Below are 13704 nucleotides of genomic sequence, written 5' to 3'. Positions count from 1 at the left end.
GCCTTTTCGGGCTACAACAGCGGTGCCGCCAGCTTCGCCGTGTGAATCGCCACACGCCGTGCAAAACGTCGTTCCAGGTCGGCGTCGGTCGTCTTCCGTGCCTGCGCCATGTAGCGACGTTGCAACCGCACGAGTTCTTCGACGCACGCAGCCGAGTGAACGATCACGTTCAGCTCGAAGTTCAACTCGAAGGACCGGATGTCGTAGTTTCCCGAGCCGAACATCCCCATCACCCCGTCGACGGTCAACGTCTTCGCGTGCAACATGCCTTCGTGATGAAGGTACACGTTCACGCCCTCACGATGCAGCCGTTCCCAGTAATACCGCGAGGCCGTATCGACCAGCGGATGATCGGTGCGCCGCGGTGTGACCAGGTTCACTTCGACGCCGCGGGCGGCCGCCAATCGCAACGCCAGCATGGCGGCGTCGTCGGGAACGAAATAGGGTGAAGTGATCGTGATTTGTTTGCGGGCGGAAAAGAGCACGTTCACCAACGCGTCGCGAAACTCGCTCACCGATTGATCCGGTCCGCTGGGCACCAACTGCAAGACGGTCTCGCCTTCGCGGGCGGCGGGCGGAAACAAGTCGGGTCGATCCAACAGTTCGCCCGTCTCGTGGTACCACGCCTCGGTAAACAACGATTGCAGTTGCAACACGATCGGCCCGTGAACCCGCGCCGTCACGTCGCGCCAGGAGCCCGCCTTCGGATGGCCGTAGTCGGGGGTTACGATGTTTTGCGAACCCACGTAGGCCGTTCGGCCGTCGACGACCGCCAGTTTGCGGTGATCGCGCAGGTCCAGGCGGGCGAACGGCAATCGGTAGATCCGCACCGGAAGAATGGGATGCACCTCGACGCCGTGCGCGCGCATCCAACGGCCGAGCGTGCGGAACATGCGACGCGATCCCACCCCGTCGGCCAGCACGCGGCAGGTCGCCCCCCGCTGTTTCGCGCGGACGAGCGCTTCGGCGACCCTGCGACCGACATCGTCGTCGCGAAAGATGAAGAACAACAAATGGACGTGATCTTCAGCCGCGTCGATGTCTGCGATCAGTCGGTCGATTACCAGTTCGGCATCGGCCAGAAAGGTGACGCGATTGCCCCGGCACGGCTCCGGACCGCCCAGGTTGCAGACCAATCGGGCCAGGCTCTCTTCGTATTCGGCGGCCACGGCCATGTTCGAGCCGACGGCGTGATCCGGCACGAGTAACTCGCGGTCGAACGCCTGTTCAGGGGTTTCCAAGTTCGGACGCGTCGCCCGCCGACGTGCCAGACGACGGCGGCCCAAACGGTTTTCGCCGATCAGCAGATAGAGAATCACCCCCGGCCACGGGGCGAGAAAGATGAGCGCCAGCCAGGCCAGCGCCGTGGCGGGACGTTCTTTTCGAAGGACGACGATCGGCCACATCACCAGGCAGATCAACCACTTCGACAACTCGTGAATCGCCGCCCAGTGTTCCCAGGTCATGTGCCGGCCCTTGTTCCTGCGACCGATCGACCACACCTACCGAACGATCAAGGAGCCTCTGCGGAGGGCACGTTTTCGGCCGGATCGCCGGAGGGCGTTTCGGCGTCTTCGGTTGCGGAGGCATCTTCCGTGGGCAAGGGCGGCGGCTCGATCGTGATCTCGGCGGGCACGCCGAAGTTGGGCCAGTCGTCGCGATCGCCCGTGTTCGCCGTCCTCGAGGCCTCGAGATTTTCCGCCGAGAAATGCCAGCCTTCGGGAATGGGATTGATGCCCCCCTCCACGCGAATCACGGGAGGTTCCCGCTTCGTCGTTTCCTCGACCGCGGGTCGGTCGCCGGACGAGTTGTCGCCTTCGGCCGGTCGGGAAGTGCATCCCGCCAGAACGATTGCCGAAGCCGCCGCAAGCACGGCCCAGCGCACGCGTTTCGCCGGGCGATTCTTCCGATCGATCGAGCGCATATCTTTCGTCATGAAACGACTCACTGCTTTCGCTTCTTCACAAGGCCCGACCGCCCGAGATCCCCCGCCGGTCGGAAGAAAAGGACCTTCGTCCATTTCAGCATACGCCGCGGGCAGAGCAATCCCCCTCTCGCACTGCGAGGAAGGCGCCTTCCCCCTCTACAATACAAGGTGAAATCCCTATGCTCGACATATCCGCGCCGACCGTTGCACTGCATTCGTCCCGCGACAGGGGTACAAGCAGCAAAACAGACCCCTCTACCGCACAATCCAGGCAACATAGACAAACTTTTTCGACAATTGATTCCCGAAAAGCTTCGCCCGGCGACCGATAAACCAGGAAGACTGGGCAGTATATGCGGCGACTTTTGCGCCTTTCCGGGGGAGATGCAACTGTGAAGATCGTGTTTGCCACCAGCGAGGCGGTACCCTTTGCGAAAACCGGCGGTTTGGCGGACGTTTCGGGCACGTTGCCGTTGGCGTTGGCGCGACGAGGACACCAGGTAACGGTCGTCTTACCGGCGTATCGGCATGCGCACCTGTGCGGGATGCCTATCCGACCGCTGGGAATCGAGTTCATCGTGCAAGTGGGCAGCAAGACGGTTTCGGGCCATCTGCTGGAGAGCGTCCATCCTCACTTGCCCGTCTCGTTCATCCTCATTCGGCAAGACTACTACTACGACCGCGAAGAGCTGTACAGCTTCAACGGGCAAGATTACGGCGACAATTGCGAGCGGTTCGTGTTTCTTTCGCGCGGTGTGATGGAGTCGATTCGTCTGCTCGACTTGCGTCCCGACATCATCCACGCAAACGACTGGCAAACGGGGCTGGTGCCTGCCTACTTGAAGATCGAATACGGTGCGATGCCCCAATACCAAAACGCCGCGTCGATCTTCACCGTCCACAACATGGCCTACCAGGGACAGTTCTGGCATTGGGACATGTTGTTGACCGGCCTCGATTGGAAGTATTTCAATTGGCGTCAGATGGAGTTCTACGGCAAGTTGAACCTGCTCAAGACCGGGTTCGTTTTCGCCGACGCCATTACGACCGTCAGCCCCCGGTACGCGCAAGAGATTCAAACACCCGAGTTCGGGTACGGTCTCGACGGCATCCTGCGCGAACGTCACGACGACTTGTTCGGCATCCTCAACGGTGTCGACTACGAAATCTGGAACCCCGACGTCGACAAGTTGATCGCGGTGAACTACGGACCGGAAAACGTCCGCTGGGGCAAGCCGCAATGCAAACGGGCGCTGCAAGAGGCCGTCGGGCTGCCCTGCCATGAGCGAGTACCTCTTATCGGCATGATCGGGCGGCTGGCTGAACAAAAGGGCTTCGACCTGGTCGCCGATCTGCTTGAAACCCACATTGACGCTTTCGAGGCCCAATGGGTGATTTTGGGCGCCGGCGATCCCGGCTTGCAGGACCGGTTCCGCGGCCTGGCGGAGCGACATCCCGATCGGGTGGCGGTGCGTGTGGAACGCTCGGAACAGATGGCCCACCAGATCATCGCCGGCAGCGACATGTTCCTGATGCCCAGCCGGTTCGAACCGTGCGGACTGACGCAAATGTACTCGCTGAAGTACGGAACCGTCCCGATCGTTCACGAGACCGGCGGCCTGGCCGACACCATCACCGACACGAACGAGGCGACGCTGGCGGCCGGTTCGGCGAATGGTTTCGTGTTCCACGTGCCGGAAGTGTACGCGATGAACGAGGCGCTGCACCGGGCGATCGAAGCGTACCACAATCCCGACGTGTGGGACCGCATTGTGGCCGTCGGCATGCGGCAAGACTGGTCGTGGGACCGTTCCGCCCGCCAATATGAAGAACTCTACGAACGAACCCGCGCACGTCGCGGAAACGCCTGACGCTCGCGGATTCCTGCCAAGCGATACGAGGCCGCTGACGCGAAACGGGGCCGGAACAGGGCATGCTTTTCGAAACGCGGCGGTAGCTCCGCCGTGCGAGAAGGCATAGAATGAGGCACGGGCCGTTTGCCCGTTTTTCACGACCCGCACATTTCGCTCAATCCGCACCTTTTGGGCCGGTTCGAGACCATTCCGAGACGGACGACCATTCGCCCATGCACGATATCGCACTCGCCTTTTTTTGGCACCAGCATCAGCCGTACTATCCCGACGACGTCGGGAATGAAAACCCCATGCCCTGGGTTCGGCTGCACGGCGTCAAAGACTACTGGGGCATGGCGGCCATTCTCGATGAATTCCCCGAGATGCGCTGCACGATCAACCTCGTGCCCAGCCTGCTCAAGCAAATCCGCGCGTACACCGAAGACGGCCGCCGCGACCGGCACTTCGACGTGTCGGCCAAGCCGGCCGACGGCCTGACCCAGGAAGATGTCGTCTACCTGCTCGACAACTTCTTCATGGTGCACGTCGACCGCATGATCCGCCCCTTTCCGCGGTACAACGAACTGTACGAAAAGCGCGGCTTCGGCATCGACACGGCGCAACAAGCGGCAAAACGATTCACCCGGCGCGACCTGCTCGACTTGCAGTGCTGGGCGAACCTGGCATGGGTCCACCCGGTTGCGTTCGAACGCGATCCCGAACTGGCCGAGTTCCGCAAGAAGGGGCGGGGATGGTCCGAAGACGAAAAGCTTTGGCTGCTCGATCGGCAGATGGCGCTTTTGTCGGAGGTCATTCCGCTGCACAAGAAACTGGCCGAGCGGGGCCAGATCGAAATCACGACCACGCCGTTTTATCATCCGATATTGCCGCTGCTTTGGGACAAGCGCCTTGCCCGTCAGGCGATGCCGGACGTGCCTTTGCCCCAGCACCTCGACGGGTATCCGGAAGACGTCGCCGCGCACTTGCAATCGGCCGTCGAATATCACACCGAAGTGTTCGGCGCTCCGCCGCGCGGCATGTGGCCTTCGGAAGGCTCGGTGTGCCAGGCGATCATCCGGGCAATCGCCGAATCCGGCATCCAGTGGATCGCCACCGACGAAGAAATCCTTACCGCTTCGACCGACGGTTGGGTTTCCCGCAACGAAAGCGGCTATTTGCGCAATCCCGAAATGCTCTACCGGCCCTGGCGCGTCGCCGACGACGGTCGTGAACTGCAAATCGTCTTTCGCGATCACGCTTTGAGCGACCAGATCGGGTTCCACTATCAGCGGTTCGACCCGATGCACGCCGCGACCGACTTGATCGGGCGACTGGAAGACATCGGCCGAGCGACGGTATCGCAGGCGAGGCAACGTCCGACGCTGGTGAATATCACGCTCGACGGTGAAAACTGCTGGGAATATTACGCCAACGGCGGCGTCGATTTCTTGCGCGAATTGTACCGGCGAGTGCTGGACCATCCGCAGATTTCGCCCGTGCGGATCGGCGATTATCTCGACAATTTCCCGGCGACCGATCGCATTCGCAACCTGTTCGCCGGTAGTTGGATCCAACACAACTTCGCAATTTGGATCGGCCATCCCGAATGCAACCGGGCTTGGGACCTGGTCCATCAAACCCGCAGCGATCTGGTGCGCATCGTCAAAGCGAAGCCGATCGACCCGAAGTTGGTCAAACAGGCGTGGGAAGAGCTGTACATCGCCGAAGGAAGCGACTGGTATTGGTGGTTCGGCGATTCACACGTGACCGCCCAAAAAGACCTGTTCGATCGCTTGTTCCGCAAGCACCTGCAAAATGTTTACCTATTGTTGGGCGAAGAACCGCCCGCCGAATTGGCCAAGCCGGTCAGCCTGGGCTTGGCCCATCGGGTGCACACACAGCCGACGGGTTTGTTGCGAGTGAAGGTCGACGGCAAACACAGTTATTTCGAGTGGATCAACGCCGGTCGCTACGAGAGCCGCGGCGCCCGCGGCACCATGACGATGACCCATCGCACCCGGATCAGCGACCTGTACTTCGGGTTCGACGCCGAGAATTTCTACCTACGGTTGGATCCGTCGACCGATCGCATGATGGATGCGTTGCGGGAAGTGGATGCCGTTCGGCTTCACTTCTATCGACCCGAAGACTACCAGGTGATGATCTATCCGCCGTGGACGGGCGAGTGTCCGGCCGAAATCGTCCGCAAAGGCAAACCGCGCAAACGCGCCAAGATCACAGCCGCCGCCGATCGCATCCTCGAATTGGCGATTCGCTTGAGCGATCTGAACTTGAATACCGACGATCCGCTTCAGTTTTGCGTCGAGCTGTTGCACGACGGGCAGGCGATCGAACGCCTTCCGCACGAAGGTGCGATCGAAACGACCGTCCCCTCGCCCGACTACGAAATGATTATGTGGCAGGTCTGACCGCGAGGCTTCGGCCCGCCCGATGAATATGGCACGATACGTGAACGGAACGTGAAGATATGCCCGACTTCCGAAAAGACCCGGTCGTCAACCGCTGGGTGATCATCGCCAAGAACCGCGCGCGGCGACCGCACGACTTCGAATCGACGCCCCGTTTGGCCAAGGAACGCTTCTGCCCGTTCTGCGAAGGCCACGAAGACAAAACTCCCAACGAGATCATCGCGTACCGCAATCCGAACAGCCAACGGAACGGTCCCGGCTGGCGGGTGCGCGTGGTGCCCAACAAGTTTCCCGCCCTGGAGATCGAAGGCGATCTCAACAAACGCGGGGAAGGCATCTACGACATGATGCGCGGCGTCGGCGCACACGAGGTCATCATCGAATCGCCCAAGCACCTCTACTCCACCAGCCAACTCTCGCCCGAAGAACTACAAGAGGTCTTGTGGGTCTATCGCGATCGCCTCGTCGATTTGAAACGCGATTCGCGACTGGTGTACGGGATGATCTTCAAGAACGTGGGAGCCGCCGCCGGAGCGTCCCTCGAACACACCCACAGCCAGTTGATCGTCACGCCGATCGTGCCGATCAACGTGCGGGAAGAAATGACCGGATCGCTCGACTTCTACAACTTTCGCGGGCGATGCATCTTTTGCGACATGATCCAACAAGAGCTGGCGACCGAAAAACGGGTCGTCCTCGATACGCCGGGCTACTTGGCCTTTTGCCCGTTTGCCGCACGCTTTCCCTTCGAAACGTGGATCTTGCCCAAGGTCCATTCGAGCCACTTCGAAAACATCCAGCGCAACGGTGTCGCCGAATTGGCCCAAGTCATGCGGACCGTGATCGGCAAGATCGAAGCGGCGCTCGATCAACCGGCGTACAACTACATCATCCACACGGCGCCGTTCGACGCGCAAGAGCTGGGACACTACCACTGGCATATCGAGATCATGCCCAGCTTGACCCGACCGGCCGGCTTCGAATGGGGAACCGGATTCTACATCAACCCGGTCTATCCCGAAGATGCCGCAAAGTTTCTCCGCGAAGTCGAGCAGTAAGAAAAACAAGGCAAGATATTTCGGCTTGGTAAACTGGACAAACTAGCGAACGATTGCCGATCAAAGAAACAAATGGGACTTCCGGAGGAGTTCCGGGAGTGGGCAATCAGTCGCTATGTTCTGTCGGGTAGTTTGCCGCCATGAGTCAGATCCGCCTTGTTCTCCTGCTTCACAACCACCAACCCGTCGGCAATTTCGATCACATCTTCCAACAGGCCTACGAAGACAGCTACCGGCCCTTCCTCGAGGTCTTTTCCCGCTACGAGAACCTGAAGATCGCCCTCCACACCAGCGGCCCGTTGATGGAGTGGCTCGACCGGCATCATCCGGGCTACCTGGATCAACTTCGGGAACTCGTTCGTGCCGGTCGCGTCGAAATCGTCGGCGGCCCCTTCTTCGAGCCGATCTTGGCGATGATCCCTTCGGCCGACCGCATCGGCCAAATTCGTCGCTATCGCCAGTGGCTCGAAAACCGTCTCGACGCCCGGGTTCGCGGTATGTGGATGCCCGAGCGCGTGTGGGAACAAAGCTACGTCCGCGACCTCGTCGAAGCCGGCATCGAATACACGCTATTGGACGACTATCACTTCAAGGCCGCCGGATTGGACGACTCGCAACTCACCCGCCACTTCACGACGGAAGACGACGGCCGCGTGATGGCGGTCTTCCCCGGCAGCGAGCGGCTGCGCTACACGATTCCCTTTGCCGATCCGCAGGCGACCATCGACTACCTGCGCGAGACGGCCGAGCGCGATCCGCAGGCGGTGGTCGTCTTCGGCGACGACGGCGAAAAGTTCGGCACCTGGCCCGACACGAAAAAACACGTCTACGAAGATCGTTGGCTGGAGCGCTTCTTCGACGCCCTCGACGCCAACCGCGATTGGCTCAGTACGACCACCTTGGCCGAAGCCTACGACCACGTCGAACCGGCGGGCAAAATCTACCTGCCCGATTGCAGCTACCGCGAAATGACCGAGTGGGCCTTGCCGGTCGAAAAACAACAACGGCGCGAATCGCTGGCCCGGCAAATGGAACACGATCCCCGCTGGGGCGAAATCCGCGAGGCCCTGCGCGGCGGTTTCTGGCGCAACTTCCGCGCGAAATACAGCGAAGCCGACGAGATGTACACCCGCATGATGGGTGTCAGCCGTCGCTATCGCGCGTCGGCATCGCAGCGATCCGACGCGGCATTGGAACAGATCCGCGACGATTTGTATCGTGGACAATGCAATTGCCCGTACTGGCACGGGGCCTTCGGAGGCATCTACCTGCCGCACCTGCGGAACGCGATCTACCGGCACTTGATCCGCGCCGACAACGCCCTGGAACGGCTCGAGCGCGGCGACGGCCCCTGGATTGACGCCGACGCCGCCGATTTCAACTTCGACGGCCGTCAAGAAGTGTGTCTTGCCAACGACCGGCTCGCGGCGTGGATCGAGCCGCGATTCGGCGGCCGCATGTACGAACTCGACCTGCGACAGTTCGAGCACAACCTGCTGGCGACGATGACGCGTCGGCCCGAAGCTTACCACGCCAAAGTGCTGGCCGGAGCCCACCAACAACACGAGGGTTGCGCGAGCATCCATGATCGCGTCGTTTTCAAGCAAGAGGGTCTCGATCGCCGGATCTGCTACGATCGCTACCAACGCAAGAGCCTGATCGATTTGTTCTATTCGCTCGAAACCTCGCTCGATGCGGTCGCGGCCGGCGAGGCGACGATTCACGGCGATTTCGTGGATCAGCCTTACGAGGCCAAGATCCAGCGCAATCCCGATCGCATCCGCGTGCTGCTCTCGCGCGAAGGTCGAGTCGACGGTCGACCGGTGCGGGTGATCAAGGCAGTCACGCTCGAAGCCGGAAAATCCCTGCTCGAAATCGCCTATCGCCTGGAGAACCTGCCGCAAGATTTCCCGCTGCATTTCGCCGTCGAGTTCAATTTCGCGGGCATGCCCGCCGGAGCCGACGACCGGTTCTTCTTCGACGGTTACGGCCAATCGCTGGGCGACTTGGGCTCGCGTCTCGATCTGTACGACAGCACCGAGCTGGGCCTTGTCGACCGGTGGCAAGGTTTCGGCGTCAAGTTGCGGATGTCGCAGCCCGGCGGTTTTTGGACCTTCCCGGTCGAAAGCGTCAGTCAATCGGAGGGCGGTTTCGAGCTGGTCCATCAATCGGTCGTCGTCCAACCGCACTGGCTGGTTCAAGGGGACGCCTCGGGCACGTGGACCGTTTGCATGCACTTGCATATCGACCGGGCCGAGGCCCTGCTACAGGCCCCGGCCGAATATCGAGAACCGGCGATGAGCTGCTGATCGGCAGTCGTCGCCCGATCGGCACGTTGCCGACCGGCGGTGCCACATCGTAATACGCGTCGGAAGCCGAAATACCCGACAGCCGACGGAGGAAGGAGTCCTCTCGGAAAACCCCCGGCCGAAGCCGGGGGTTTGTCTTGCGCGCCGGTCCCGCGCAAAGCCTGCAAAGGCCGGGGGGCGTTTGTGCGGCTGCCGAAATGCGAGGGCGTGTCTTACGCCAAATGCAGGTGCGAAAGGATCGCCGACGGTTCTGCCTGGTAGGCGGTGTAGAAGGGGCCGAAGTCGGCGTAGCGGGCGCTGGCCTCGTCGAATCGCATGCGGTAGACGATGTCGCGCAAGAACTGCGGGTTCCGCGCCCAAAGCGTGACCCCCCACTCCCAATCTTCCAGCCCGATGCCGACCGTCACCAACTGCGTGACCCGACCGGCAAACTCCATCCCCGAACGTCCGTGCTCGCCCATCAGCCGCTCCCGCTCGTCGAACGGCAGCAAAAACCAGTTGGCATCGCCCCGACGGCGCTTGTTCATGGGGTAGAAGCACATGGCGGGCCAGGCGGGCAAATCGGGCGTCAACCGCTGCCGGATCATGATCTCCAGCCGCCGTTCGTATTGGGCCATCCGCTGCTGAAACTCTTCGCCTTTGGGGCAAAGGCCTTCGGCCTCGAGCATTTCGGCGTAGCGCTCGCGGGTGGGAACGTACTCGGAGACTTCGGTGAGCGAAACGAACGACCCACAGGGAACCAACGCCGGTCCCAACGGCGAGGCCGACAGTCGCTGGTGAATGCCGTCCAACGCCAGCGGGTCGGGCCCCAACGCCATGAAGCCGAAATCGGCCTTCTGCCCGGCGACGATGAAGGCCTGGAACCGTTCGGGCGTTCCGCCGCTGCCGGGCGTCAGGATCTCGCAAAAGGCTTCCTTGGCGGCGGCAAGTGTCGCCGAATCGAGGCCGGACGATATCCGCCGGTCGATCCGATAAAAGCTATGCAGGCAGTGAAGTCCCTGCTCGGGCACAAGGGAGATTTCGGGACGAGGACCTTCCTGGGGACGTGGATGCATCACCGGCTCACGATAATAGTCGATTCACGCTGTCGATCAGGCGGTCCATAGGGAAAGGCTTGCGGATATAGTCGTCGACACCGAGCATTTCGGCATAGGCCTTGTGCCGACTGCCCTCGTTGGCGGTGATCATGATCACCCGCATCGGAAAGGCCTGACTTTGCCGCAAACGTTCCAACACCAAGAAACCGCTTCGCTTCGGCATCATCATATCGAGGATGACAAGATCGGGCCGCTCCCGATCGACCATGGCCAGTCCTTGATTGCCGTCGCGGGCGACGAGAATTTCGTAGCCCATCGCCTCGAGGGCCATGCGCATCGACTCGATGATCTCGGCGTCGTCGTCTACCAGAAGAATCCGTTTCTTAGCGGCTTGGTCCGAATCGTTGGACACGGTTGCACCTTCGGTTTTTCCGAAAAAGGAGGGAACTGCTTGTCGGCGTGTCGGCCCGGCCGTCGGCAGGAGGGAAAACTCGGCATTCGCTCCGAAAACGGGACTCGGAACCCCCGAGCCGCCGGCGACTTTCCATACCCGCTTCGGCCGGACGGGTGATGTCTACCAACCGAAAACGGCGAGCGACCGGCCGAGCGACGGCAGGCGATCGACTACATATCATGCCCCAGTCGGGGCGCCCGTGCAAGCGTGATCGAGCGTGCGACTTCAATACAAAACCGTGATTCTTCGAAGAGACACTTTCGCGGCAAGGCGAAAAGTCCTGACAAAAAACGAAAAATACACCGTCTATTTTTTCTGATTCCGCAGATTCGGACTGATTTCGCGCGTGCGTCGAGTTCGAGGTAAACCTATATTAACGAATGGTCGCTTGCCTTCATGACGTTTGCATCGTGAAAGCAGGGCTGCTGCAAGGCGGCATCTGCAACAGGGTCGAGTCGGCGGTTGTCGGTGAGACCTGCGGAACGTCACCCACCCTTGAGAACCGCAAACCCCGGGCGGTTGTGCATCCTACCGGCGGAACCCCATCCTCGTAGGCGTCTTCCAGCAAAAGGAGAAAGCGATGGAAAACAGAGGCCTCACGCGTCGTGACTTCGTGTACACCGGTGCGGCGGCGGCTGCCGGTGCGGCCTTGGGAATCGTCCCCAAGCGAATCGTGTACGCCGGCAACCCCGACAACCAAAAGACCGACGACATCCTCAACTACAACGAGCAGATGGAATATCGTCGGGCCGGGAAGACGAACCTGATGGTTTCGGCGGTGTGCCTGGGCGGTCACTGGAAGCGGGCGAACAAGGTCGTTCATGACTTGTTCGACGGCTCGAGCTGGCTCAGCGCGAAGCTCGACGATCCCGACTTCGAAAAGAACCGTTACGACGTCGTCACGCGCTGCATCGAACGCGGGATCAACTACATCGACGCCTGCACGATGCAAGAGTGCATCATGTACTCGAAGGCGCTCAAAGGGCGTCGCGACAAGATGTACCTGGGCTTCTCGTGGTATCAAAAAGAGATGCGTTCGCTCAGCCGCGAGTGGTTCAATGCCGAAAAGGCCGGTCAACCCAAACCGCCCGGCTGGATCACGCAGAAGCTCAAAGAAGCCCTCGACGAAGGGATGACCACCTGCAAACTCGACTACGTCGACGTGTGGCGGATCACCTGCTTCGAAACCAGCAGCCAGCACACCGACCAGCAGATGGAAGAAATGCTCGAGGCGCTGCGCTGGGCGAAGCAGACCGGTCGCGCCCGTTTCACGGGAATTTCGTCGCACGACCGTCCTCACATCAAGAAGTGGATCGCCGCGGCACCCAAGGAACTGGAAGTCGTCTGCACTCCGTACACGGCGAAGACGAAGCTCCAAGGCGCCAAGGTCGAAATGACCGAAGAAGGCAAAGCCGCCCACATCGTTCCCACCGGCGACGGCTCGTGGGAAAGCAGCCTGTGGTACGCGATGCAGCAGCACGACGTGGCCTGGTTCGGGATCAAGCCGTTCGCCAGCGGTTCGATCTTCCAAGGCGACAGCAGCCCGGGCAACCCGCACGAAGAAGAGGACAACAAGATCGCCCGCTTGACGATCCGGGCCATCTTGACGAACCCGGTGATCACGGCCCCGATTCCCGGCATGATCACGCCCGAACAGGTCGACAACGTGGCGTTGGCCGTGTTGCAGCGTCGGGCGCTCGACGTGCAAGAGCAGGCCGAGTTGGATCGCGCGCTCGAGCGCGGTTTCGCGAACCTGCCGTATCACTATCGCTGGTTGATCGACTGGAACCTCGTGTGAGGTAAGAAGTCGTTTTCGCCGAATGGCTGGAAGACGAAAGACATCGCGGCGCCGTGCGTGTGCGCGGCGCCCGATTTCGCCTTCCGACCGCCGGAATCGCTTTCCCCCGGGAGGTCCACCACATCATGAGCAAGCGCACGTTGATTCTGGGGATGTTTGTTACGGCGGCGATCGCGTTCGCCTTCCTCGGCCGCCGGAACGCCGTCGAGCACCGCGCCGAGGCCGCTCCCCCGTTGTCTCTGGAGGGATACCTCGACGAAAAGCTGCCCGAGGCGCACGAAGCCCCCAAACACGAGATGAACGTCGACAACACGGCATGCTACGTGTGCCACGGCAACTATCGAGAAGAGCCGTTGGTGCTTGAGCACGGCCGGGAGGGGGTCGGCTGCATCGATTGCCACGGGGCTTCCGACGATCACCGCAACGACGAGGACAACATCACACCGCCCGACAAGATGTATCCTCTGGAAGCGGTCGACAAGTTGTGCCACGAATGCCACGAAGAGCATGATGCGGCCGCGCGGAAGGTCATCGCTCGCTGGCAGGAACGGTGCCCCGAAAAGACGGATCCGAAACAGATCGTCTGCACCGATTGCCATTTCAATCATCGGTTGCCGCGTCGGCTCGTCCGCTGGGACAAGCATACGGGCAAGCTGTTGCCGCCGCCCGAGCAGCCGAAAGAATAGCGCGTTTGCGTCCCGGCCGTCATCCGCCGGACGGCGCGTCGTCTTCCGAATTCCAAGGCAGGTATCGTTTTCAAAGTTGCCGGGGTCGCCGGTTACCCGGAGGTTCTGCGCGCATGCGGCGGGGCATCTTCGGTCCGTGCGGGTCTCGGCGCT

10 protein-coding genes are annotated in these 13704 nt (G+C 61.2%); 6 read left to right on the top strand and 4 right to left on the bottom strand.

Annotation, left to right across the window (positions count from 1 at the left end; translation table 11 throughout):
* Positions 1 to 11 precede the first annotated feature (11 nt).
* Positions 12 to 1466 carry a cardiolipin synthase gene (gene cls / locus ACYQ2I_RS01965; RefSeq protein ID WP_460165307.1) on the bottom strand — a complete coding sequence of 485 codons (1455 nt, stop codon included), beginning with the start codon at positions 1464 to 1466 and terminating at the stop codon, positions 12 to 14.
* 47 nt (positions 1467 to 1513) lie between these two features.
* Positions 1514 to 1936: a hypothetical protein gene (locus ACYQ2I_RS01960; RefSeq protein WP_460165306.1), complete on the bottom strand. Its 423-nt coding sequence runs from the start codon at positions 1934 to 1936 to the stop codon at positions 1514 to 1516.
* Positions 1937 to 2319: 383 nt separating this feature from the next.
* On the opposite strand from ACYQ2I_RS01960, the gene glgA reads away from it, so the two are divergent.
* The 4 genes from glgA (at position 2320) to ACYQ2I_RS01940 (ending at position 9576) form a co-directional block, all read left to right on the top strand.
* Positions 2320 to 3798 (top strand): glycogen synthase GlgA, encoded by a 1479-nt coding sequence (glgA, locus tag ACYQ2I_RS01955; protein ID WP_460165305.1) that lies wholly within the window; start codon positions 2320 to 2322, stop codon positions 3796 to 3798.
* Positions 3799 to 4013: 215 nt separating this feature from the next.
* Positions 4014 to 6209, top strand: a complete 2196-nt coding sequence (locus ACYQ2I_RS01950) for a glycoside hydrolase family 57 protein (protein WP_460165304.1) — start codon at positions 4014 to 4016, stop codon at positions 6207 to 6209.
* Between the two features lie 59 nt (positions 6210 to 6268).
* Positions 6269 to 7267, top strand: a complete 999-nt coding sequence (gene galT / locus ACYQ2I_RS01945; protein WP_460165303.1) for a galactose-1-phosphate uridylyltransferase — start codon at positions 6269 to 6271, stop codon at positions 7265 to 7267.
* Between the two features lie 140 nt (positions 7268 to 7407).
* Positions 7408 to 9576, top strand: coding sequence for an alpha-amylase/4-alpha-glucanotransferase domain-containing protein (locus tag ACYQ2I_RS01940; protein ID WP_460165302.1), 2169 nt, complete (start codon positions 7408 to 7410; stop codon positions 9574 to 9576).
* 212 nt (positions 9577 to 9788) lie between these two features.
* On the opposite strand, the gene hemQ is transcribed toward ACYQ2I_RS01940, so the two are convergent.
* Together hemQ and ACYQ2I_RS01930 are read right to left on the bottom strand one after the other, a co-directional pair.
* A complete protein-coding gene (hemQ, locus tag ACYQ2I_RS01935; RefSeq protein ID WP_460165301.1) occupies positions 9789 to 10631 on the bottom strand; it encodes a hydrogen peroxide-dependent heme synthase in 843 nt (280 codons plus the stop codon).
* 7 nt (positions 10632 to 10638) lie between these two features.
* Positions 10639 to 11025 (bottom strand): response regulator transcription factor, encoded by a 387-nt coding sequence (locus ACYQ2I_RS01930; RefSeq protein ID WP_460165300.1) that lies wholly within the window; start codon positions 11023 to 11025, stop codon positions 10639 to 10641.
* A gap of 622 nt (positions 11026 to 11647) precedes the next feature.
* Here ACYQ2I_RS01930 and ACYQ2I_RS01925 point away from each other — a divergent pair.
* Both ACYQ2I_RS01925 and ACYQ2I_RS01920 read left to right on the top strand, forming a co-directional pair.
* Complete coding sequence (locus tag ACYQ2I_RS01925; RefSeq protein WP_460165299.1) at positions 11648 to 12865, top strand: aldo/keto reductase; 1218 nt, start codon at positions 11648 to 11650, stop codon at positions 12863 to 12865.
* Between the two features lie 125 nt (positions 12866 to 12990).
* On the top strand, positions 12991 to 13551 hold the full coding sequence (locus ACYQ2I_RS01920; protein WP_460165298.1) for an ammonia-forming cytochrome c nitrite reductase subunit c552: 561 nt from the start codon (positions 12991 to 12993) through the stop codon (positions 13549 to 13551).
* Positions 13552 to 13704: the final 153 nt, after the last annotated feature.

The sequence above is a fragment of the Thermostilla marina genome, from assembly GCF_054657455.1.
Note: the sequence above shows the minus strand (reverse complement) of the source record. Positions and strands in the feature narration are given on the sequence as shown.